Genomic DNA, 21739 nt, shown 5'->3' with positions numbered 1-21739 from the left:
CAGGGGCGCGGCGTGCTCACGAAAGCGCACCTTCCAGATCCACCTGCAGATCCCCCAGCTCTTCCACGCCCACGCTCAGCCGCACCAGCGCATCGCTGATGCCCAGCTGGGCGCGGCGTTCCACCGGGATCGAGGCATGGGTCATCACCGCCGGGTGGTTGACCAGGCTTTCCACGCCGCCGAGCGACTCGGCCAGGGTGAACAGCTCGGTCTTCTCGCAGAAGCGCTTTGCCGCCTCGAAACCGCCCTTGAGGACGATCGAGACAATGCCGCCGTAGCCGTTCATCTGGCGCGTGGCCAGTTCATGCTGCGGGTGCGAGGTCAGGCCGGGGTAGATCACTTTCTCTACCGCCGGGTGGGTCTCCAGCCACTGGGCCAGGGCCAGCGCGTTGGCGCAATGGGCCTTCATGCGCAGCGGCAGCGTCTTCAGGCCACGCAGGGCCAGGAAGCTGTCGAACGGGCCCTGCACGCCCCCGATGGAGTTCTGCAGGAAGGCCATCTGTTCGGCCAGCTCGGCGTTGTCGCCCACCACCACCATGCCGCCGACCATGTCCGAGTGCCCGTTGAGGTACTTGGTGGCCGAGTGCAGGACCAGGTCCGCGCCCAGTTCCAGCGGGCGCTGCAGCATCGGCGAGGCGAAGGTGTTGTCCACCACCACGACCAGGCCGTGGCGCTTGGCGATGGCACTCACCGCGGCGATGTCCACGATCTTCAGCATCGGGTTGGTCGGGGTTTCGATCCACACCATCTTGGTCTGCGGGGTGATCGAGGCTTCGAACGCGGCCAGGTCGGTCAGGTCGACGAAGCTGAACTGCAGGTTGGCGGTGCGCTTCCGCACGCGCTCGAACAGGCGGAAGGTGCCGCCGTAGATGTCATCCATCGCCACGACGTGGCTGCCGGCGTCCAGCAGCTCCATCACGGTGGAGCTGGCGGCCATGCCCGAGGCGAACGCGAAGCCGCGGCTGCCGCCTTCCAGGGAGGCCACGCAGCGCTCGTAGGCGAAGCGGGTCGGGTTGTGGGTACGCGAGTACTCGAAGCCCTGGTGTTCACCGGGGCTGGACTGGGCGTAGGTGGAGGTCGCGTAGATCGGCGGCATCACTGCGCCGGTGCTCGGATCCGGCGACTGTCCGCCGTGGATGGCCAGGGTAGCCAGGGCAAGCGCACGGTTGCCGTGCCCGGAGGAAGCGTGGTCGGACATGTTGTTTCCCAGCAAGGAGAGCCCCGGTGGGGGCTCCCGCAAAAGGAGCGGAAGTCTATCAGCGGCGGCTTAATCGGCCGTTGACGCGGATAAACGCAGATTCAGAGCAGCGGCGGCCGGGGCCAGGCGCTTACTGAACGCGGCGGCGCAGGTAGTTCAGCAGGTCGATGCGGGTGATCAGGCCCAGGAAGGTGCCGCCGTCCATGACGATGGCCACCTGGCCCCGGTCGAACACCGGCAGCAGCGCCTCGATCGGGGACTTCACATCCAGCCGGTCCAGCTTGCTGACCATGGCCGTGGCCACCGGGTCGCGGAAGCGCGCTTCGTCGCCATACACATGCAGCAGCACGTCGCTTTCGTCGACGATGCCGACCAGCTGGTCGCCGTCCATCACCGGCAGCTGCGACACGTCGTACAGCTTCATGCGCTGGTAGGCGGTGGTGAGCAGGTCGTTCGGGCCGATCACGACAGTGTCGCGCTGGCCGTACGGGCGCAGGATCAGGTCGCGCAGGTCGCCGCTCTGCGGGCGCTCCAGGAAGCCGTTGTCCAGCATCCAGTAGTCGTTGTACATCTTGGACAGGTATTTGTTGCCGGTGTCGCAGACCAGCACCAGCACCTTCTTCGGGGTGGTCTGCTCCTTGCAGTACTTCAGCGCCGCCGCCAGCAGGGTGCCGGTGGAGGACCCGCCGAGGATGCCTTCCTTGCCCAGCAGCTCGCGCGCGGTGTGGAAGCTTTCCGCGTCGGTGATGGCATAGGCCTTGGTGACGCGGCTGAAATCGGCAATGGAGGGCAGGAAGTCTTCGCCGATGCCTTCCACCAGCCAGCTGCCCGACTTGTCGTTGAGCACGCCGTCGTTGATGTACTCGGCCAGGATCGAGCCGACCGGGTCGGCCAGGACCAGCTCGGTCTTCGGCGAGGCGCTGGCGAAGGCGCGGGACAGGCCGGTCATGGTGCCCGAGCTGCCGCAGCCGAACACGATCGCGTCCAGGTCGCCGTCCATCTGTTCCAGGATCTCCGGGCCGGTGCCGAACTCATGGGCGGCCGGGTTGTCCGGGTTGCCGAACTGGTTGATGAAGTACGCGCCGGGGGTTTCCTCGGCCACGCGCTTGGCCATGTCCTGGTAGTACTCCGGGTGGCCCTTGGCCACGTCCGAACGGGTCAGGCGCACTTCGGCGCCCATCGCCTTCAGGTTGAAGATCTTCTCGCGGCTCATCTTGTCGGGCACGACCAGGATCAGCTTGTAGCCCTTCTGCTGGGCTACCAGGGCCAGGCCCAGGCCGGTGTTGCCGGCGGTGCCCTCGACCAGGGTCGCGCCCGGGGTGAGCTCGCCGCGCTTTTCAGCGGCCTCGATCATCGACAGGCCGATGCGGTCCTTGATCGATCCTCCGGGATTGGCGCTCTCCAGCTTCAGGTAGAGCTCGCAGACACCGGTGTCCAGGCGCTGGGCCTTGACGATCGGGGTGTGCCCAATGAGGTCGAGTACGGAGGAGTGGATTGCCATCGGATCACATCGTTCGCGCCGCAATGCGGCCGGACCGGTGATTATCCGACGGTTGACGCGGAAAGTCAGGTTGTGGCGATCAAAGGCCGATGCCGGGCTGTAGGCGGCGGGGTGATGCCGGCCGCGACAGCGGAGCGACGCGAACGGCGCCCGTCGACGAGGTGACGGACGCCGCCCGCGGCGTTGGGTCAAAACCTTACATCAATGCATGGGGGAGTCGTACATCCGTTCCAGCTTCTGCTTGGCCAGCAGCTTCTCACGCTTCATCTGGCCCAAGGTGAGATCGTCTATCGGCAGTACACCGAGTTGGGCATCCATGCACTTTTTGTTCAACTTCTGGTGCCGTTCGTAAAGTGCCTTGAATTCCGGATCACGCTTGCGGCGTGCGTCGATCTCGCTCTGGGGCTGACCTTCAAACATGATGAACCTCCTATCGCTGTACGGCAGAAACAAGAACGCCCCGGCCTGACGGCACGGGGCGTTGCTTTTGGGTGGAGCACCTGGCGATGACCGCGGCCGAACCCGCATGCGCAACCGGGACTGCCCGGACTGCAGACTGCTGTGGTTCGTGCCCTCGGTTCATCGGCCCGGCCCTCCAATCGTCCGGGTCGCGGAAGGCGCCCCGGACAACTGACCCTACGCCTGCCCGATGGGGTCTTCAAGCGTTTCATCTGAAATTTTCGATCCGCTCCAGCCGGGGTTCAGGCTGAACGCGCACTTCAACGAAAATTAAACAAAAACAGCAGGTTGCGTCATGACCAACGGTCATGACCGACCGTTGCCGGCGACCTGCGGTGACCCCGCAGACCCGGCTCAGGGGGCGATGATGACCTCGGCCGAACGCGCCTTGGTGGCCGCGGCCTTCTTGCCCGCCACCTGCAGGCGGCTGGCGCTGACGCCGGCGGCCACCAGGGCGTCACGCAGGGCCTGGGCGCGCTGGTCGCCCACCCCGGCCGCAGCGTCATAGGCCTCGATCCGGACCCGGCCCTTCTTGCCGATGTTCAGGTACTCGGCCAGTGCCTTGGCCTGCCCCTTGGCGCCGCCGGACAGACCGCCCTTGCCGGCCGCGAAGGCATCGCCATTGAAGGTGAACACTTCGCCGCGGCTGTCGAACTTCGACCCCGGCAGCTTGTTGCCCGAGACCAGTTCGGCTTCCTCACGGGCCAGCTTGGCCGCGCTCTGCTGGGCCGCGCTCAGGCGGGCGGTCTGCTTGCCGGCCACGCTGGTCAGCGCCGTTTCGGCGTCCTGGCGGGCCAGGGCCTCCTGCTCGGCCGACTGACGCAGGCGCTCGGTTTCCTCGGCCTGGATCTGCGCCTGCACGCGCAGGCGTTCGGTTTCCTGCCGGGCGCGCTGGGCGTCGCGGCGGCTGGCTTCGATCAGCAGTTCGCTGCGGGTACGTTCCAGCTGGTCCACCTCGCGCTGGGCCAGTGCGGCGCGCACGCTGGTTTCGGCGATCTCGACCCGGCGTTCGGCCAGGTAACGGGCCTGGTCCAGGTCGCGGCGCTTGGCCTTGGCCAGGTCGGCCACGGCCTGCTGGGCCTGCAGGCGTTCGAAGGCGGCCAGCTGCGAGGCGTCGGGATTGGCCTGCATGGCCATCAGGCGCTGGGTCAGCTGGGCCACGGCCGGGTCTTCGGCGGCCTGGGCCAGCAGCGGCAGGGCCAGGCCGGCGGCCAGCACCAGGGTGGACGCGCGCAGCGTGCGGGACTTCTTCGGCGCGACGGTCATCAACGGTTCTCTCCGGTGGCGAGCTGGCGTTGCAGCTGGGTCACTTCATTGCGACGCAGCTGCAGCTGGGCGGTGGCGGTGGCTTCTTCGCTGCGGGCGCGGGCCAGGTCGGCATCCACGGTGGCGCGCACGGCCAAGGCCGGGGCGTTCTTGCGCTCGCGGCGGTCGCCGGCGGCGCGCTGGGCCTGTTCCAGGCCTTGGCGGGCCACGGCGATCAGATCCGGGGCGTACTGGTCGGCATCGGCCTGGGTGGCCTTGTCCACCGCCTGCCGGGCCTGCATCAGTTCCAGGGCGCCGTCCTGGGCCTGGGCGGCGCCTGCCAGCGCGAATGTGCACGCCATCACGCAAACAATCATGACCACCGACGGGATACGTCGTATTTGTGCGAAGCTATTCATTGGGGGTGCCGTCGCCAGAAGTAGGAGCGCGGCCATTGTCGGAAGCCTGCGGCGTGCTTGCAATGGCACGCGGCCGATTGTTGGGGAAACATTTCGCATGGATATCGGCTATTTCCTGAAGCTGATGACCGAAAAGAACGCGTCGGACATGTTCTTGACCACCGGCGCCCCGGTCTACATCAAGATCGAGGGCAAGCTGTACCCGTTGGGGAACACCGGCTTGCCCCCGGGCATGGTCAAGAAAATCGCCTACTCGCTGATGGACGAAGGCCAGGTGCCCGAGTTCGAGCGCGAGCTGGAGCTGAACATGGCCATCGCCCTGGCCGAGGCCGGGCGTTTCCGCGTCAACGTGTTCAAGCAGCGCGGCGAGGTCGGCATGGTGATCCGTGCGATCCGCAGCAAGATCCCCAGCATCGAAGAGCTCAACCTGCCGCAGGTGCTCAAGGACGTCATCATGACCCCGCGCGGGCTGGTGCTGGTGGTGGGCTCGACCGGTTCGGGCAAGTCCACCTCGCTGGCGTCGATGATCGACCACCGCAACAGCACCACCACCGGTCACATCCTCACCATCGAGGACCCGATCGAGTACCTGCACAAGCACAAGATGTCCATCGTCAACCAGCGCGAGGTGGGGCTGGATACGCACGCCTTCCACAACGCACTGAAGAACGCGATGCGTGAAGCGCCGGACGTGATCCTGATCGGCGAAATCCTGGATGCCGAAACGATGGAGGCGGCCATCGCCTTCGCCGAGACCGGGCACCTGTGCCTGGCCACGCTGCACTCCAACAACGCCGACCAGACCATCGAGCGCATCCTCAACTTCTTCCCGGAAAGCGCGCACCGCAACGTGCTGATGAACCTGTCGCTGAACCTGCGCGCGGTGGTGTCCCAGCGCCTGGTGAAGGGCAAGGACGGGCGCCGCCTGCCGGCCACCGAGGTGTTGATCAACACCCCGATGATCCGCGACCTGCTGCGCCGCGGCCAGGTGCACGAGATCAAGGCGGCGATGGAGGCCTCGCTGGAAGAAGGCATGGAGAGCTTCGACCAGTGCCTGTTCCGGATGGCCAAGAACGGCATCATCGAGCAGGAGGAAGCGCTGCGCGCGGCCGACTCGCGCGATGGCCTGGCGCTGAAGTTCCGCCTGTCCGAAGGCGGCAGCGGCGAGCACGATCCGTACGCGGATTTCTCGGCCAACAGCGCCCCGGCAGCGATCACCCACGGGTTCTGATGCGCGGGTGATACGGCGCATCGACCATCGGTCGATGCGGACCGGTTCACCCTGCGTCGATCTGGTTTTCCGGGCGGGCCGCGTCGAAGGCCGGCAGCGCCAGGCAGGCCGCGTCGATCCGGACCAGGGTCGGGTACGCGGCCAGGTCCAGGTTGAAGCGGCGCGCGTTGTAGAGCTGCGGCACCAGGCAGCAGTCGGCCAGGGTCGGGCTGTCGCCGTGGCAGAACCGGCCGGTTTCCACCGATTCGACCAGCAGCCGCTCCATCGCCTCGAACCCCACCCGCATCCAGTGCCGGGTCCAGTCGTCGCGCTCGGGCTGCGGCACGCTCCAGGTATCGCTGAAGAACTGCATCACCCGCAGGTTGTTGAGCGGGTGGATGTCGCAGGCCACCAGCTGCGCCAGCGCGCGCACCCGCGCCCGCCCGGGCGCATCGTCAGGCAGCAGCGCCGGCAGCGGGAACACCTCGTCCAGGTATTCCAGGATCGCCATCGACTGGTGCAGCACCTGCCCGTCATGACGCAGCGTGGGCACCAGCTCCTGCGGGTTCAGCGCCGCATAGGCCTCGCTGTGCTGCTGGCCGCCATCGCGGACCAGGTGCACCGGGGTGATCCGGTGCGCCAGCTGCTTGAGGTTCAGCCCGATCCGCACGCGGTAGGCCGCGCTGGACCGCCAGTAGCTGAACAGCTCGATCGCACTCTCGTCGGTGGCGGCGGTGGCGTTCAGGGCTTGGCGGCCTGTTCGATGCGCTGCTCGATGGCACCGAAGATGCTTTCACCGGCCGCGTCCAGCATCTCGATGCGGACCACGTCGCCGAAGGACATGAACGGCGTGCTCGGCTTGCCATCGCGCAGGGTTTCCACCGTGCGCAGCTCGGCAAAGCAGGAGGCGCCCTTGCTGGTGTCCTCGTTGGCGATGGTGCCCGAGCCGACGATCGCACCGGCGCCCAGCGGGCGGGTCTTGGCGGCGTGCGCGACCAGCTGGGCAAAGTTGAACTGCATGTCCACGCCCGCTTCGGGGGCGCCGAACCAGGCGCCATTGATGTGGGTCAGCAGCGGCAGGTGCACCTTGCTGTCCTGCCAGGCGTCGCCCAGCTCGTCGGGGGTGACGAACACCGGCGACAGCGCCGAACGCGGCTTGGACTGCAGGAAGCCGAAGCCCTTGGCCAGCTCGCCCGGGATCAGGTTGCGCAGCGACACATCGTTGACCAGGCCCACCAGCTGGATATGGCCGGCGGCCTGTTCAGCGGTGACAGCCATCGGCACGTCGTCGGTGATCACCACGATCTCCGCTTCCAGGTCGATGCCGTATTCCTCGCTGACCACCTTCACCGCATCACGCGGGCCATGGAAGCCGGCGCTGGTGGCCTGGTACATCAGCGGGTCGGTATAGAAGCTCTCCGGCACCTCGGCACCGCGGGCGCGGCGGACGCGCTCGACGTGCGGCAGGTAGGCGCTGCCGTCCACGAACTCGTAGGACCGCGGCAGCGGCGCGGCCAGTGCCTGCAGGTCGATGTCGAAGACGCCGTCGGCGCTGCCGTCGTTGAGCGACTCGTACAACGCGTTCAGGCGCGGCGCCAGGTGGCTCCAGTCTTCCAGCGCCTGCTGCAGGGTGGCGGCGATGCCGGTGGCGCGCGCGCCGTGGCGCAGGTCGCGCGAGACCACGATCAGGGTGCCGTCGCGGCCGCCTTCCTTCAAAGAACCAAGCTTCATGGGTGGGTATCCGGGATCGCGAAAAATAGGTTTCGAGTGTAACCAAAATTGTCGCACCACCAAGCTGCAACGCGACATCCCACCCTACCGCACGTCACGCGCCCACCCAACCAACATCCTCCGCCCACCTGCCTCTCCCCGCGAATCTCTCTATCCCTATCCCTATCCCTATCCCCATCCCCATCCCCATCCCTTTACCTATGCCTTTGCGTCTGCTTCTGCCTCGGCCCCAAACGCAACGCCCACGCCATGTCAGGAGGAGGCGGGGTGGGTCCGGTTGCAGGGGCGTGAGCGCCATGGATGGCGCGACCGAGCTTACAGGGACGTACTTGCAGCGTCCCCTGCAACCGGACCCACCCCGCCTCCCCCCGCACACCCGCGCCGTTGCCGTTGCCGTTGCCGTTGCCGTTGCTGTGGCTGTGGCCGTTGCAGCCCCCGGGCGCAGCCCGCCCCCCTCCCAACCTGAACAGGCCAATTTGGTATGGATCTCAAACATCCGCTAGACTATGCGGGTCTGCAGCGGCCGTCCGTTTCCCTTCGGGATCGCCGGCGATATGGATCATCGATCCGTCGCCCGCCCCCACTCCGACGCCATTCGTCATGCATTCCAGTCTGCGCACCGCGCCGGCTGCACCCAATTCTCGCAGCGCGGTTTACGGGAACGCTCCGAGTCAGCCGATCACCTTGATCTGCCTCGCGTCCGGCCATTCGGCCTGGCGTTACTTTGTCTTTGGAGCTTCCACCCGATGTCTTTTGAATCCTTGGGCCTTGCCCCGTTCCTGCTGCGCGCGTTGGCCGAGCAGGGCTACGAAACCCCCACCCCGATCCAGGAGCAGGCCATCCCGCTCGCCCTGGAAGGCCGCGACCTGCTGGCCGGCGCACAGACCGGTACCGGCAAGACCGCCGCGTTCGGCCTGCCGCTGCTGCAGCACCTGGGCACCAACCCGCAGGCCGTCGATGGCCCGCGTCGTCCGCGTGCACTGGTGCTGACCCCGACCCGCGAGCTGGCCACCCAGGTGCATGACAGTCTGCGCGGCTACAGCAAGTACCTGCGCATTCCGAGCGCCTGCATCTACGGCGGCGTCGGCATGGGCAACCAGTTCGACGTGCTGCGCCGTGGCGTGGACCTGCTGGTCGCCTGCCCGGGCCGCCTGATCGATCACATCGAGCGTCGCAGCGTCGACCTCTCCGGCATCGAAATCCTGGTGCTGGACGAAGCCGACCGCATGCTCGACATGGGCTTCCTGCCGTCGATCAAGAAGATCCTCGCCAAGCTGCCGCGTCAGAACCGCCAGACCCTGCTGTTCTCGGCGACCTTCGAAGAGAGCATCAAGCAGCTGGCGCTGGAGTTCATGCGCAACCCGGAGCAGATCCAGGTCACGCCGAAGAACACCGTTGCCGAGAACATCAGCCACCGCGTGCACCCGGTCGATGGCCCGCGCAAGCGCGAGTTGTTGCTGCACCTGCTGGCCCAGGACAGCCGTGAGCAGACCCTGGTGTTCGGCCGTACCAAGCACGGCTGCGACAAGCTGGCCATGTTCCTGGACAAGTCGGGCATCAAGACCGCGGCGATCCACGGCAACAAGAGCCAGGGCCAGCGCCTGCGTGCGCTGGGCGACTTCAAGGCCGGCCGCGTGACCGTGCTGGTGGCCACCGACATCGCCGCGCGCGGTATCGACATCAACGAGCTGCCGAAGGTCATCAACTATGACCTGCCGATGGTGGCCGAGGATTACGTGCATCGCATCGGCCGTACCGGCCGTAACGGCTCGACCGGCCAGGCGATCTCGCTGGTGGCCCAGGACGAAGCCAAGCTGCTGCGCCAGATCGTGCGCCTGCTCGACAAGGACATGGACATCCGCGACGTGCCGGGCTTCGAGCCGCAGACCCCGATCCGCTGGGGCAACAGCGCGCCGGGCAAGGCCGAACTGCCGGGTGGCGATCGCTCGCCGCGCAAGCACGCGCGTCGTCCGCATGCCGAGGCCCCGCGCCACGCCCATGCCGGTCCGAAGAAGACCGGTGGCGGCCAGCGTGATGGTGCCGGTCGCGGCGCCCCGCGTGGCGGCCAGCCGCAGGGCCAGCGCCGTGGCGGTGGCAATGGCGGCGGTGGTGGCCGCGGCCAGGGCGGCGGTGGCGCTCGCGCCAGCTGATCCGTTCGCGGACCGCTGAGACAGAAAAGGGCGACGCTTCATGCGTCGCCCTTTTTTTGGATTGAATCCGGGGTGGTTGCGATAGCCGACTCGAGCGGATGGCTGCGGGGTAGAGCCGACCGTTGGTCGGCTGCTCTCCGCTCGGGCATGGCGATAGCCGACCAACGGTCAGCTCTACCTCGGGGGCATTGCGATAGCCGACTCGACCGGATGCCTGCGGCGTAGAGCCGACCGTTGGTCGGCTGTGTTCCGTTCGGGCATGGCGATAGCCGACCAACGGTCGGCTCTACCTCGGGGGCATTGCGATGGCCGACTCGAGCGAATGGGTGCGGCGTAGAGAGACCGTTGGTCGGCTGCTCTCCGCTCGGGCATGGCGATAGCCGACCAACGGTCGGCTCTACCCGGGAAGCATTGTCGCAGCCGACCAACGGTCGGCTCTACCGTCAGCCGCGTTGTTTGGTCGGGTTGAGCTGGTTGCCGAAGAAGATGGCGTTCAACAGCAGGCGCTCGGTGCCGTGCCAGTACTTGCGGTGTGCCGGGTCGTCGGCGAACAGGACCACGTTGCCCTGCCCCTGCGGCGATACCAGCAGCCAGGCGGCACCGGCCACGCGGTTGCGGTTGGTCTCGGACAGGTAGCCGTTGACGCGCGGCGTTTCATCCACGCGAACCACGGTGGAGAACGGATTGCGGCTGGGCTTGAAGCGGATGCCGTTTTCCTTGTTGATCGCCAGCTGCGTGCGCGGCAGGCCGAAGCCCAGCGGATGGCTGGTATCCACCTGCGCACTGAGGATGTTGCCGCTCACCCGCTCGATTGCTGCAATGTCGCGCTGGTCGCCGAAGGCACGCCGCGCTGCGTCGGGTTCCTTCTCGTCTTCGCCCAGCACTTCATCGGCCAGCTTCTGTTCGATCGCCCAGCGCGCGGCGGTGCCGTAGGTCACCAGCGACCCGCCCGCGTTGATCCAGCGCTTGAGTGCGGCCACCGCTGCCGCGTCCACGCCGGTGTAGGTGCCACCGGCCAGCACGATCGTGGTGTAGCGATCCAGTTCCACCTTGCCGAGCTGGGCCGGATCAAGCTTGCTGGCCGGCAGCTGCACCTGCTGGTCGAGCACGAACCAGGCCGAGCCGATCTCAGTGGCACTGACACCCTCGCCCATCACCAGCGCCACGGCCGGTTTGCGCAGCGCCTTGACGCTGTCGCTGCCCAGGTCGATGCCGCTGCGGCTCTGGCCACCGGCCAGCGCCTGCACGCGCACGCCGGCAGCACGTGCGGCCTCGTCGACCGCCGCCAGCAGCGCCGCGCCGGCCAGCGGTTGCCCGGCCACCGGAATCACCACGCTGCCGCGTGCGAACGCCTGCTCGCCATCGGCGGTGGCGACGGTGAACGGCTGGAACGCGGCCCGGGTCAGCAGGCCCCGTGCCTGCAGTGCGTACAGCGCGCGGCTGGCGTTGTAGTCGCGCCAGTCCAGCACATAGGCGTAACCGGCCTGCCCGCCCACCACGCCGCCCTGGGCCGGCGCTACCGCTGCCACGCGCTGGCCACCGCCGATACGGCTGCGGCTGCCGGCAAACGCCACGCCGTAGGCCGGTGCGATCGCATAGGAGGTGCTGCCGTAGAACACGTCACCCTTGATCGGCGGCGTGTCGGCGAAGATCGAATGGACCAGCCGGAACTGCGGCTGCGCGGTGGGCACCACGTAGGCGCTGCCCGGCTCGAAGCGCTGCCCCTCCACGGTCACGGCGGTGCTCAAGGCCTCCACCGTGATCTGGTGCTGCAACAGCAGGTCCAACAGCTTGGCGGTCAGGCCCGGATCGTGCGCGTCGCCGAACACGAACGCCTTCACCGGCTGCTGGCCGGCCTGCTTCAGCGCCGACTGGAAGAACTCCTTCTGCAGTTTGAGCAGGCCATCGCGCTCGGTCACCGCGCCGCGGATGGTGCCCAGCCCGGTGGCCACCTGGTTGCGGATGGTGAAGGGGAAGGTCAACAGGCCGTTGACCGATTCCTGCACGCGACCGCGCGAACTGGCCTGTTCCACAGTGACGCCGACCGCGCCGTGGAAGTCCGGATAGGTGGAGCCGTACACCGGCGAGAAGTTGTCGAAGTTCTCGCCCGTGTAATACAGCGAACCCAGCGCATCCAGCGCCTGCGCGTGGTACTTGGCCAGCGTCTTGTTGAAGGCGTACGACGAGGCCGGCAACAGCGGGCTGTGCATGCTCGCCGGCGACGGTTCGAAGTAGTAGGTGCTGTCCTTGCCCATCTCGTGGAAATCGATCTGGACGTTGGGATACCAGCGGTGGAAGTAAGCGATCTTCGGCCGCGTGTCCTGCTGGGTCAGGGCCAGCCAGTCGCGGTTGAGGTCGGTGAAGTAATGATTGGTACGGCCCTGCGGGAACGGTTCGACATGTTCCTTGTCGGCCGGATCGGCCGAGGCCGGCGAAGAGGCATAGGCGTTGTGCCAGCTGGCCGCGCGGTCGCGCCCGTCCGGGTTCTGCGCCGGGTCGAACAGCACCACTGCCTGCTGCAGCCACTGCGCGGTGTCGGCGCTGCGGCTGGCCACCAGGTAGTAGGCGGTGAGCAGCGCGGCTTCGCCGCTGGAGGTTTCATTGCCGTGCACGCTGTAGCCCAGCCACACCACCACCGGGCTGCTGCCGGCCGCGCTCAGCGGCTGGGCCGGATCGGCCAGGGTGACGTGCTGGCGGCGCAGCGTTTCCAGCTGCTGCTGGTTCTGCGCTGAGGTCACCATGGCGATCACCAGCGGGCGGCCCTCGTAACTGCTGCCGATCTGCTCGACCTTGATCTTGTCCGAGTGCCTGGCCAGTTCGTTGAAGTAGGCCACCAGCTGGTCGTGCCGCGTGTAGCGGCTGCCGATCTCGTAGCCGAGGAACTGCTGCGGGGTGGGAATGGACGGGTCGAACTCGCCGCCCTGCGGGAAGAAATACGCGCTCTGCGCGAACGCTGGCGCGGCCAGCAACCACAACGCGCCCACCAGCCAGGTGATGGGACGTGACACGACACGATGCAAAGACACAGCAGTTCCCCATGAAGCGGGCCGGCCTCTCCGCCGGCCCCGTTGAATGCGCACGCTCCGGTGCAGCCAGGTGCCGGGCCGGCGCCCGAAGGCGACCGGCCCGCAGGTTCAGAAGCGGTAGTCGAAGCCCACCGTGAAGTAACGGCCGCGCAGGTCGTACTGGCTGAAGTCGTACGGCGCGCGGATACCCGGGAAGGACGCGTCGTACGGCGGTTCCTCGTCGGCCAGGTTCTGGATCTTGGCGTACACGGTCAGCTTCTCGATGCCGGTGTAGGCCAGGTACAGATCGAACTGGCTGTAGGCATCCACGCGGTCCTGCACGGCAGTGGCCGCTGCGCTGGCTTTCTGGTCATAGCCGCTGGTGTAGTACCAGGTCAGCGCGGTGCGGAAGTCGCCGTAGCTCCAGTCCAAGGTGGTGGTCGCCTTGTTCTTGGGCAGGGTCGCACCGAGGTTGCTGCCGGCGTAGTCCACCAGCGGGCCACCGACCACCGTGGGGCGGCTGTAATTGCGCACGTGGGTGAAGGCGCTGCTGAGCGCGAAGTCACCGGCGCGCGCAGTCGGGAAGCGCTGGCGCAATTCCACGTCGAAGCCGGAGGTCTTCAGCTCGCTCAGGTTCTGGTAGCGGTTGTAGACCGCCAGCAGCTTGCCGCGGTCGTCGCGCAGCACCGCACCGGGTACATCGTCGGTGACCAGGGTCTGGGTGTTGTTGGTCCCGACCAGGTTCTCCAGCTCGATGCGGTAGTAGTCCACGCTCAGGCTGGTGTTGGACCACGGCGAGAGCACGATGCCGGCGTTGAAGCTCTTGGTGCGCTCGGGCTTGAGGTCATTGTTGCCCACGGTGAAGAAGGTCGGGTTCTGGCGCGAGCCCGGCACGTCCGGATCACGCGGGTCGATCACGCTGCCGTAGGCGATGCTGGTGCTGTTGGAGTTCTCCGACAGCGACGGCGCGCGGAAGCCCTTGGAGGCGGCCGCACGCACCAGCAGGATGTCCCACGGCTGCCAGCGCAGGCTGAGCTTGGGCGAGAACGCATCGCCGAAGTCGCTGTAGTGGTCGGCGCGTGCGGCCGCCTGCAGCTCCAGGCGCTCGGCCAGCGGCACGTTCACTTCGGCATAGGCGGCGGTGACCTTGCGCTCGCCGTGCACTTCGGCGATGGCCGGGCGGATCTGCAGGCCGGCATCGATCTGCCACGGGTTGTTGGAGTCGAGCTTCTCGCGGCGCCATTCGGCACCGGCGGCGAAGCCGATCTCACCGGCCCAGGTGTGGCCCAGCGCGCCGGAAATCTTCGCGTCCACGCCTTGCAGCACCGACTCGGCCGGGCGCAGCGTGCTGATGTTGATCGCGTTGAGCACCTCCGGCGCGGTGGCCGACGGGTTGAGCAGGTTGTAGCTGCCGCTGGCCAGCGCATCGGCCAGCGCGTAACGGTTGGCGAAGCCGCCGGACACGGTCTCGCGCTCGCTGCTGCGTGCGCCGAACGCGCCCACTTCCCAGTCCCAGTTCTGCAGGCTGCCGCGCAGCCCGACCAGGCCGCGGTAGGCCTGCGAACGGTTGGTCTTGATGGTCGGGCCGAGGTTGAAGAAGGTGTACTCGATCGGCACCGCGCGGCCGTACGGGTTGTACGGGCTGCTCGCCGGCAGGTTGGACGACACCGGCTCGGCCAGGCCGGTATCGGCGTTGAGCGCGAAGCGGCCGCTTTCCAGGGTGAAGAACGGGCTGCTGCCGAACCAGGACACGCCCTTGATGTCGCTGTAGAGCACCTCGCCGAAGGCTTCGACGTTGTCGTTCACCCGGAAGGTGCCGTTGACGTAGGCCTGGTAGCGTTTGGTCGACGGGATCAGCGTGGTGTACGGCGCCTGGTTGAAACCGCAGGTGTTGCCGGCCAGGCCGTCGATCGGCGCGCTGGCCACCAGCGTGGTGCCCTGCGGGCAGTTACCGCTGGCGTCGAGCATCGGCACCGAGGTGCCGTTGACCAGATAGCGCGCGCCCTTGGCCGACCAGCCGTTCCAGCGGCCACCGGGCTTGTCGGTGTAGATGCCCGACTTGGTGAGGTCGCGCTGGTCCTGGTCCAGGCGTTCGCGGTTGTAGCCTTCCAGGCTGACCAGGATGTTGTAGCCGTCGGCGTCCAGGTCACCGATGCCGCCGATGAACTTCAGGTTCTGCTCGTCCAGTCCGCCCTGGTCGGCGGTGCCCAGGCTGCCGCCCAGTTCGGCGCCCTGGAAATTCTGCCGGGTAATGATGTTGACCACGCCGGCCACGGCGTCCGACCCGTACACCGCCGAGGCGCCGTCCTTGAGCACCTCGATGCGTTCCACGGCCACCAGCGGCAGCGCGTTGAGGTTGACGAAGGTGTCCGACAGGCCGCCAGCCGGGAAGCCGTAGTTGGCCAGGCGGCGGCCGTTGAGCAGCACCAGCGTGTTCTTCTGCGACAGGCCGCGCAGGCCGATGCCGGCCGAGCCGGACGCCCAGCCGTTGTTGGTGGTCTCGTTGTTGGCGTTGCCGGTGTTGGCGGAGATCGAGCGCAGCAGGTCGGCGACGGTGGCCTTGCCGGTCTCCTCCAGCTGCTGGCGGTCGATCACCTGGACCGGGTTGGCCGACTCGGTGTCGGTGCGCTTGATGTTGGAGCCGGTGACGCGCACGGCGGCAAGGGTCTTGCTGTCGCCGGCAGCGGTGGCATCGGTGGCGGTATCGGCAAACGCAGGCAAAGGCGTGGCCAGAGCAGCAGACAACGCTGCTACAAGAAGGGTGTGCTTGGGCATGAACTTCAGTGGGGTGGTGGACGACAAGTTCCGCAGTAGTCCATGCCTGGCCATGAACCGGCCAATAACATCTCTTCATACGGATATAAGAGAAACTACCATCTCTTCATCCGGATGGATAGATTTTGTTTCGCCTGCATCCATGTCCCGCCCCCACGCCGGCATGGGCCGCCCGCTACAATGGCGGCATGGAAATCTTCAAAGTCTTTACCCTCGAAGCGGCCCACCGCCTGCCCAACGTGCCGCCGGGCCACAAGTGCGCGCGCCTGCACGGGCACTCGTTCCGGGTGGAACTGAAAGTGGAAGGCGAACCCGGCGAGCAGACCGGCTGGATCATGGACTTCGGCGACGTCAAGGCGGCCTTCCAGCCGATCTACGACCGCCTGGACCACCACTACCTCAACGACATCCCGGGCCTGGAGAATCCGACCAGCGAGCGCCTGGCGATCTGGATCTGGAACGAACTCAAGCCGGCCCTGCCGCAGCTGAGCGAAGTGACCGTCCACGAAACCTGCACCTCCGGCTGCCGCTACCGCGGCTGACCCGGCAGCGCGCGGTAGAGCCGACCGTTGGTCGGCTCCCGACCCATCATCATCGCCTGCAAGCCTGCGCAACCCATTGATTGGAAACCGGTTTAACTGAAACCGGACCATAACTGGCAACAAGATGTTGCAATGCAATATTTTCGGCGTATGCTGCATTGCATCAACGTTCTCGAGCCGCTCCCATGGCGTCCGCGTTCACCGATTCCTTCAGCGACTACACCCGCCAGCTGGCCGCCACGGCCACGCGTGCCAATCGGCTCGCACTGGAAAATGCCGAAAGCATGTTCGGCGTGCAGTTGAAGACGCTGGAAAAGAACATCACCGCCACGAGCGGGTTCTTCGGTGAAATCGCGCAGTCACAGGAACCCGGCACGCTGTTGCCCAAGGGCGCGCAGCTGGCCCGTGACAACCTCGCCCGTTGGACCCGTGCCCACCAGGACGTGGTTGACCTGGGGCTGAAAGCCTCCGAGGCGTTCAGCGAGCTGGTCCGGGGTCCGTCCGCGGATGCCCCTGCCAAGGCGGGCGCTGCCAAGCGCTGAGCCACACCCGCATCGAATTTGCGTGGGTCCCTCCCCCCACGCAATCCCAGACCCGACAGAACCCTCCCTCTGTCGGGTCTTTTTTTGGGCGCGTTCCGGTGTGCCATCGCCAGGATGGCGCGCCGCGTAGCGCCGGGCTCTGCCCGGCGGGTGCACCGCGGGATCCGGTAGCAGCGGGGCAGAGCCCCGCTCTACGCGTGGGCGGGTCGCACGTTTCCGTAGCGCCGGGCTCTGCCCGGCAGGTTCACCGCGGGATCGGGAGCAGCGGGGCAGAGCCCCGCTCTACGGGTGGGTGGCCTTGCCGGCTGTGGTGGGCAGCGTAAACACGAACAACGCGCCTTCGCGGCTGTCCATCAGGCGGATCTGCCGGTGATGCAGTTGCAGGATGCGATGCACGATCAGCAGCCCCAGCCCGCCGCTGTCCGGGCGCGCACTGCCCAGCGCCGGCGGCGTACTGAACAACGACGCGCGACGCTCGGGCGCGATGCCCGGGCCGGTGTCGGCGATGGCCACCTGCACCTCGCCGTCCTGCGCGCGCAGCACCACTTCGATGCGGCCGCCTTCGGGCGTGTGCCGGATCGCGTTGTCCAGCAGGTTGGTCAGCACGCGCTCGATCAGCCCCAGGTCGGCCACGACCGCGGGCAGCCCCGGCGGAATGTCGGCGGTGAGCGTCTGCCGGCGTGCCTGCGCAGCCAGCTCGAACTTCTGGAACACGTCCTGGACCAGGTCGGGCAGCGAGAACGCCTGCAGGTCCAGGCTGACCCCGCCGTGCTCCAGCCGTGCCAGTTCGAACAACGCCTGTGCCAGCGCGCCCACCTTGCGGCTTTGCGCCAATGCGATGCCCAGGTAGCGCTGGCGTTCGTCGGCGCCCAGCGTGGCGTCCTTCAAGGCCAGCGTTTCCAGGTAGCCATGCAGCGACGACAACGGCGTGCGCAGGTCATGGGAAATGTTGGCCACCAGCTCGCGCCGCTGCAGATCCTGTTCGCGCAGCTGCTGCCACTGTTCGCCCAGGCGCTGGCCCATGTGCCCGAAGCTGTGCTGCAGGATCGCCAGCTCGTCGCGCTCCCCGGCCCGCAGCGGGGTGGGTGGCAGCGGCGTGCCGGCACCGGCGGCGTCCACGTCGAAAGCCTGGATGCGCCGGGTCAGCTGGCGCAGGGGGCGGGTCACCCAGCGGAACGCGACCACGCCGGCCAGCAGCCCGACCACCGCCACGATGGCCAGCGACCACAGCGTGGTGCGCAGGGTCGCATTGGCGGCGATGTTGGCCGCCAGCGCCTCGCGCTGCTCGCCCACCAGCACCACGTAGATATAGCCGGCCTGGCGGCCCTGCACCCACAACGGTGCGGCATTGAACACCTTGCGGCCGGTCGCGCTGCGCGGGTCGTCGCCGAGGATAGGCAGGGGCTCGTCGTGCAGCAGCGCCTGCACCGGGGCCAGGTCCACGCGGTCGCGCTTGAGGTGGCCGTCGGGCGCGTCGTGGCCGAGGATGCGGCCTTCGTCGTCGAGCAGGTAGACCTCGACGCTGGGGTTGACCGCCATCAGCTTGCCGAACAGCGCGCGCACTTCGCCGCCGCGCATGCCGCGTGCGTCCATCAGTTCGCCGCTGCGTGCGATGTGCTCGGCCAGCCCGCGCGACAGCCGCTGCACGGTTTCCTGTTCGTGCATGGCGGTGCTGCGCATCTGGATCCACAGCAGCGCGCCGCAGCAGGCCAGCAGCAGCGCGCAGAACACCACCGACAGGCGCTGGGACAAGGTCAGGCGGATCATGCGGCGTCCCCGTCGGTGTCGACCAGCTTGTAGCCTCGCCCCCACACCGTCTGGATGCGCTGCGGCGCGGCCGGGTCGCGTTCGATCTTGTTGCGCAGCCGGTTGATGTGGGTGTTCACGGTGTGCTCGTAGCCGTCGTGCTGGTAGCCCCAGACCTGGTTGAGCAGGTCCATGCGCGAATACACCTGGCCCGGATGCCGGGCAAAGAAATACAGCAGGTCGAACTCGCGCGGGGTCAGTTCCAAGGGGCGGCCTTCCACCTGCGCGGTGCGTGCAACCGGGTCGATGCGCAGCCCGGCCACCTCGGTTTCACCGGCATCGATGCGGGCGTTCTGCGCCATGGCCTCCACGCGCCGCAGCAGCGCCTTCACCCGCGCCACCAGTTCCAGCATCGAGAAGGGTTTGGCCAGGTAGTCGTCGGCGCCCAGTTCCAGGCCCAGGATGCGATGCACTTCGCTGGCCCGCGCACTGGTGATGATGATCGGCGTATAGCGCGCCATCGCCCGGGCACGCTTGCAGATCTCCAGCCCGTCCACGCCCGGCAGCATCAGGTCCAGCACCAGCGCGCTCCAGGGCTGCGCTTCGAGCAGGGCCAGGCCCTCGTCGCCGGTGGCGGCGTGGGTGACCTCATAGCCTTCGTCGCGCAGGTGCATGCGCAGCAGGTTGGCGATATGGACATCGTCTTCGACGATCAGGACACGCTTGGCGCTGCTCATCGGTGCGGGCGGGCCGGTAGGGGGAACAGGCTGCATTGTCGGCCGATCCGGGCCCGGATGTGTCACGGAAAATTTAACCCTGCGTGAGGATTCGTTGACCGGCCCGGGCGCAGCATGGCCGCATCGTTTCCATCCCAGGAGATCGGCCATGCGTTACACCCGTCGCAATGTGCTCGGCATGGGCGCCATGACGGCCGCCGCCGGCCTGTTCGGCCTGACCGCATGCAGCGGCCCGGCACCGGCCGCACCGGCGGGCCCCACGCGCCGTTTCGAGGTGATGCGCACCGACGCGCAGTGGCGCGAACAGCTCAGCCCGGCCGCCTACGCCGTGCTGCGCCGCCAGAGCACCGAACGGCCCTACAGCAGCCCGCTCAACAAGGAGCACCGACGCGGCACCTTCAGCTGCGCCGGCTGCGCGCTGCCACTGTTTTCCTCGTCCACCAAATTCGACAGCGGCACCGGCTGGCCCAGCTTCTGGGCGCCCCTGCACGGCGCCGTAGAAGAAGACCGCGACACCACCTTGGGCATGATCCGCATCGAGGCCCACTGCCGACGCTGCGGTGGCCACCTGGGCCATGTGTTCGACGACGGTCCACGCCCCACCGGTCTGCGCTACTGCATGAACGGCGTGGCGATGCGCTTCACCGCGGCCTGAGCGCCGCTTCCCCTGCATCCTGGAAGGATCTGACCATGTTCCTGCTTGTCCTGGCCTATCTTGGCGGCGTACTTACCATCCTCAGCCCGTGCATCCTGCCGGTGCTGCCGTTCGTGTTCGCCCGCTCGGACCGCCCCTTCCTGCGCAGCGGCCTGCCGCTGCTGGTGGGCATGACGCTGATGTTCGCGGTGGTGGCCAGCCTGGCCGCGGTGGGCAGCCAGTGGGTGGCCCAGGCCAACCAGATCGGGCGCTGGATCGCGCTGGTGGTGATGGCGGTGTTCGCGCTGGCGCTGCTGTGGCCGTCGCTGGCCAACCGCCTGCTGTCGCCGTTCCAGCGGCTGGGCGCGCGGCTCAGTGCCTCGGCCGATGCGGCCAGTGATGCCGGGCGCGGCGGGGTGGGCACCTCGCTGCTGATCGGCATTGCCACCGGCCTGCTCTGGGCACCGTGCGCCGGGCCGATCCTGGGGCTGATCCTCACCGGCGCGGCGCTCAATGGCGCCAGCGTCGGCACCAGCGGGTTGCTGCTGGCCTATGCGCTCGGCGCCGCCACGTCGCTGGCCCTGGCGATCTGGATCGGCGGGCGCGTGTTTGCCGCGCTCAAGCAGCGCCTGGGCGTGGGCGAGTGGATCCGCCGCGCGCTCGGTGTGGCCGCGCTGTTGGCGGTGGTCGCGATCGGCATGGGCTGGGACACCGGCGTGCTGACCCGGCTGTCCACGGTGAGCACGGCCAAGCTCGAGCAGGGCCTGCTGGACGTGCTGCCGGGGCAGGAACCGGCCGCGGGCGGTTCGATGATGATGATGGCCGCCAACGCGCCAGCCGGCGCGCCCTTGCCGGTGGAAGGCACCCTGCCCTCGCTGGCCGGCGCCACCGGCTGGCTCAACAGCCCGCCGCTGAGCGCCGAGGCATTGCGCGGCAAGGTGGTGCTGGTCGATTTCTGGACCTACTCGTGCATCAACTGCCTGCGCGCCATGCCGTACGTGCGCGAGTGGGCCGAGCGTTACCGCGACCACGGCCTGGTGGTGATCGGTGTGCACGCCCCGGAGTTCGCCTTCGAGCGCAGCCTGGGCAACGTGCAGCGCGCGGTGAAGGACCTGAAGGTCACCTACCCGGTGGCGATCGACAACGACTTTGCGATCTGGCGCGGCTTCAACAACCGCTACTGGCCCGCGCACTACTTCATCGATGCGGAAGGCCGCATCCGTGCGCACCACTTCGGCGAAGGCAATTACGCGCCGTCCGAGCAGATCATCCGCCAGCTGCTGCGCGAAGCCGGCAACACCCTGCCCGACGAACCGGCGCAGGCCATGGCGATGGCCGCCGCCGCGCCGCGTGATGGCATCGAGCAGCAGGCCGACATGCGCAACCTGAAGTCGCCGGAGACCTACCTTGGCCACGCGCGCGCGCAGAGCTTCGCCTCGCCTGGCGGGCAGCAGCCGGACCGTGCCACCGACTACACCGTGCCGGCCACCTTGCGCTTGAACCAGTGGGCGCTGGGTGGGCGCTGGACGGTGGGCGAGGAAGACGCACACCTGGACGCAGCCGGTGGCCGGATCGCCTTCCGCTTCCATGCCCGCGACCTGCACCTGGTGCTGGCCCCGGCCGTGGATGGCAAACCACTGCGCTACCGCGTGCGCATCGACGGCCAGCCGCCGGGCGCGGCCGCCGGGGGCGATGTGTCGGCCGATGGCAGCGGCCAGGTCGGCGAGCACCGGCTGTACCAGTTGATCCGCCAGCGCGGCGATGTTCGTGAACGCACCTTCGAGATCGAGTTCCTTGATCCGGGCGTGCATGCCTATGCCTTTACGTTCGGTTGAGCCCTGGAGG

General features: G+C 67.7%; 17 protein-coding genes. 6 read left to right on the top strand and 11 right to left on the bottom strand.

What is annotated here, in order from left to right; translation table 11 throughout:
• Window positions 1–16 precede the first annotated feature (16 nt).
• From ACZ0AE_RS02530 to ACZ0AE_RS02510, 5 genes are all read right to left on the bottom strand, one after another.
• Window positions 17–1198 (bottom strand): cystathionine gamma-synthase, encoded by a 1182-nt coding sequence (locus ACZ0AE_RS02530; protein ID WP_463600315.1) that lies wholly within the window; start codon window positions 1196–1198, stop codon window positions 17–19.
• A gap of 130 nt (window positions 1199–1328) precedes the next feature.
• Window positions 1329–2699, bottom strand: a complete 1371-nt coding sequence (locus ACZ0AE_RS02525; RefSeq protein ID WP_038690651.1) for a pyridoxal-phosphate dependent enzyme — start codon at window positions 2697–2699, stop codon at window positions 1329–1331.
• A 201-nt stretch (window positions 2700–2900) separates the two neighbouring features.
• Window positions 2901–3119: a YdcH family protein gene (locus ACZ0AE_RS02520; protein ID WP_038690653.1), complete on the bottom strand. Its 219-nt coding sequence runs from the start codon at window positions 3117–3119 to the stop codon at window positions 2901–2903.
• Between the two features lie 393 nt (window positions 3120–3512).
• Window positions 3513–4424, bottom strand: coding sequence for a hypothetical protein (locus ACZ0AE_RS02515; RefSeq protein WP_463600314.1), 912 nt, complete (start codon window positions 4422–4424; stop codon window positions 3513–3515).
• On the bottom strand, window positions 4424–4765 hold the full coding sequence (locus ACZ0AE_RS02510; protein ID WP_051598900.1) for a DUF4398 domain-containing protein: 342 nt from the start codon (window positions 4763–4765) through the stop codon (window positions 4424–4426). Before ACZ0AE_RS02510 ends, ACZ0AE_RS02515 begins: the two co-directional genes overlap by 1 nt.
• A 154-nt stretch (window positions 4766–4919) precedes the next feature.
• Between ACZ0AE_RS02510 and ACZ0AE_RS02505 the strand changes: the two genes are divergently transcribed.
• Window positions 4920–6053, top strand: a complete 1134-nt coding sequence (locus ACZ0AE_RS02505; protein WP_038690656.1) for a PilT/PilU family type 4a pilus ATPase — start codon at window positions 4920–4922, stop codon at window positions 6051–6053.
• Window positions 6054–6099: 46 nt separating this feature from the next.
• On the opposite strand, the gene maiA is transcribed toward ACZ0AE_RS02505, so the two are convergent.
• On the bottom strand, window positions 6100–6744 hold the full coding sequence (gene maiA, locus ACZ0AE_RS02500) for a maleylacetoacetate isomerase (RefSeq protein WP_128095530.1): 645 nt from the start codon (window positions 6742–6744) through the stop codon (window positions 6100–6102).
• Window positions 6745–6773: 29 nt separating this feature from the next.
• Window positions 6774–7763 (bottom strand): fumarylacetoacetate hydrolase family protein, encoded by a 990-nt coding sequence (locus tag ACZ0AE_RS02495; protein ID WP_038690660.1) that lies wholly within the window; start codon window positions 7761–7763, stop codon window positions 6774–6776.
• Window positions 7764–8509: 746 nt separating this feature from the next.
• Here ACZ0AE_RS02495 and ACZ0AE_RS02490 point away from each other — a divergent pair.
• A complete protein-coding gene (locus ACZ0AE_RS02490; RefSeq protein WP_447591737.1) occupies window positions 8510–9913 on the top strand; it encodes a DEAD/DEAH box helicase in 1404 nt (467 codons plus the stop codon).
• A gap of 443 nt (window positions 9914–10356) precedes the next feature.
• On the opposite strand, the gene ACZ0AE_RS02485 is transcribed toward ACZ0AE_RS02490, so the two are convergent.
• Both ACZ0AE_RS02485 and ACZ0AE_RS02480 read right to left on the bottom strand, forming a co-directional pair.
• Window positions 10357–12939 carry a M14 family zinc carboxypeptidase gene (locus tag ACZ0AE_RS02485; protein WP_463600313.1) on the bottom strand — a complete coding sequence of 861 codons (2583 nt, stop codon included), beginning with the start codon at window positions 12937–12939 and terminating at the stop codon, window positions 10357–10359.
• Window positions 12940–13047: 108 nt separating this feature from the next.
• A complete protein-coding gene (locus tag ACZ0AE_RS02480; protein WP_463602051.1) occupies window positions 13048–15693 on the bottom strand; it encodes a TonB-dependent receptor in 2646 nt (881 codons plus the stop codon).
• A gap of 188 nt (window positions 15694–15881) precedes the next feature.
• Here ACZ0AE_RS02480 and queD point away from each other — a divergent pair, with 188 nt between their 5' ends.
• Both queD and ACZ0AE_RS02470 read left to right on the top strand, forming a co-directional pair.
• Window positions 15882–16235 carry a 6-carboxytetrahydropterin synthase QueD gene (queD, locus tag ACZ0AE_RS02475; protein WP_038690662.1) on the top strand — a complete coding sequence of 118 codons (354 nt, stop codon included), beginning with the start codon at window positions 15882–15884 and terminating at the stop codon, window positions 16233–16235.
• A gap of 185 nt (window positions 16236–16420) precedes the next feature.
• Window positions 16421–16777, top strand: coding sequence for a phasin family protein (locus tag ACZ0AE_RS02470; protein ID WP_038690664.1), 357 nt, complete (start codon window positions 16421–16423; stop codon window positions 16775–16777).
• 282 nt (window positions 16778–17059) lie between these two features.
• On the opposite strand, the gene ACZ0AE_RS02465 is transcribed toward ACZ0AE_RS02470, so the two are convergent.
• The gene (locus tag ACZ0AE_RS02465; protein WP_463600312.1) at window positions 17060–18544 is read right to left on the bottom strand and encodes a sensor histidine kinase; all 1485 of its coding nucleotides are present in this window, start codon (window positions 18542–18544) and stop codon (window positions 17060–17062) included.
• Window positions 18541–19260: a response regulator transcription factor gene (locus ACZ0AE_RS02460; RefSeq protein ID WP_038690669.1), complete on the bottom strand. Its 720-nt coding sequence runs from the start codon at window positions 19258–19260 to the stop codon at window positions 18541–18543. Before ACZ0AE_RS02460 ends, ACZ0AE_RS02465 begins: the two co-directional genes overlap by 4 nt.
• Before the next feature lie 148 nt (window positions 19261–19408).
• Here ACZ0AE_RS02460 and msrB point away from each other — a divergent pair, with 148 nt between their 5' ends.
• Together msrB and ACZ0AE_RS02450 are read left to right on the top strand one after the other, a co-directional pair.
• On the top strand, window positions 19409–19915 hold the full coding sequence (msrB, locus tag ACZ0AE_RS02455) for a peptide-methionine (R)-S-oxide reductase MsrB (protein ID WP_463600311.1): 507 nt from the start codon (window positions 19409–19411) through the stop codon (window positions 19913–19915).
• Window positions 19916–19950: 35 nt separating this feature from the next.
• Window positions 19951–21729 carry a cytochrome c biogenesis protein DipZ gene (locus ACZ0AE_RS02450; RefSeq protein WP_463600310.1) on the top strand — a complete coding sequence of 593 codons (1779 nt, stop codon included), beginning with the start codon at window positions 19951–19953 and terminating at the stop codon, window positions 21727–21729.
• Window positions 21730–21739 lie beyond the last annotated feature (10 nt).

The sequence above is a fragment of the Stenotrophomonas sp. AC248 genome (assembly GCF_979258185.1).
Note: the sequence above shows the minus strand (reverse complement) of the source record. Positions and strands in the feature narration are given on the sequence as shown.

Coding starts and splice junctions, on each gene's coding strand:
- ACZ0AE_RS02530 (WP_463600315.1), bottom strand. CDS start 1,198: ATGTCCGACCACGCTTCCTCCGGGCACGGCAACCGTGCGCTTGCCCTG.
- ACZ0AE_RS02525 (WP_038690651.1), bottom strand. CDS start 2,699: ATGGCAATCCACTCCTCCGTACTCGACCTCATTGGGCACACCCCGATC.
- ACZ0AE_RS02520 (WP_038690653.1), bottom strand. CDS start 3,119: ATGTTTGAAGGTCAGCCCCAGAGCGAGATCGACGCACGCCGCAAGCGT.
- ACZ0AE_RS02515 (WP_463600314.1), bottom strand. CDS start 4,424: ATGACCGTCGCGCCGAAGAAGTCCCGCACGCTGCGCGCGTCCACCCTG.
- ACZ0AE_RS02510 (WP_051598900.1), bottom strand. CDS start 4,765: ATGGCGTGCACATTCGCGCTGGCAGGCGCCGCCCAGGCCCAGGACGGC.
- ACZ0AE_RS02505 (WP_038690656.1), top strand. CDS start 4,920: ATGGATATCGGCTATTTCCTGAAGCTGATGACCGAAAAGAACGCGTCG.
- ACZ0AE_RS02495 (WP_038690660.1), bottom strand. CDS start 7,763: ATGAAGCTTGGTTCTTTGAAGGAAGGCGGCCGCGACGGCACCCTGATC.
- ACZ0AE_RS02490 (WP_447591737.1), top strand. CDS start 8,510: ATGTCTTTTGAATCCTTGGGCCTTGCCCCGTTCCTGCTGCGCGCGTTG.
- ACZ0AE_RS02480 (WP_463602051.1), bottom strand. CDS start 15,693: ATGCCCAAGCACACCCTTCTTGTAGCAGCGTTGTCTGCTGCTCTGGCC.
- queD (WP_038690662.1), top strand. CDS start 15,882: ATGGAAATCTTCAAAGTCTTTACCCTCGAAGCGGCCCACCGCCTGCCC.
- ACZ0AE_RS02470 (WP_038690664.1), top strand. CDS start 16,421: ATGGCGTCCGCGTTCACCGATTCCTTCAGCGACTACACCCGCCAGCTG.
- ACZ0AE_RS02465 (WP_463600312.1), bottom strand. CDS start 18,544: ATGATCCGCCTGACCTTGTCCCAGCGCCTGTCGGTGGTGTTCTGCGCG.
- ACZ0AE_RS02460 (WP_038690669.1), bottom strand. CDS start 19,260: ATGAGCAGCGCCAAGCGTGTCCTGATCGTCGAAGACGATGTCCATATC.
- msrB (WP_463600311.1), top strand. CDS start 19,409: ATGCGTTACACCCGTCGCAATGTGCTCGGCATGGGCGCCATGACGGCC.
- ACZ0AE_RS02450 (WP_463600310.1), top strand. CDS start 19,951: ATGTTCCTGCTTGTCCTGGCCTATCTTGGCGGCGTACTTACCATCCTC.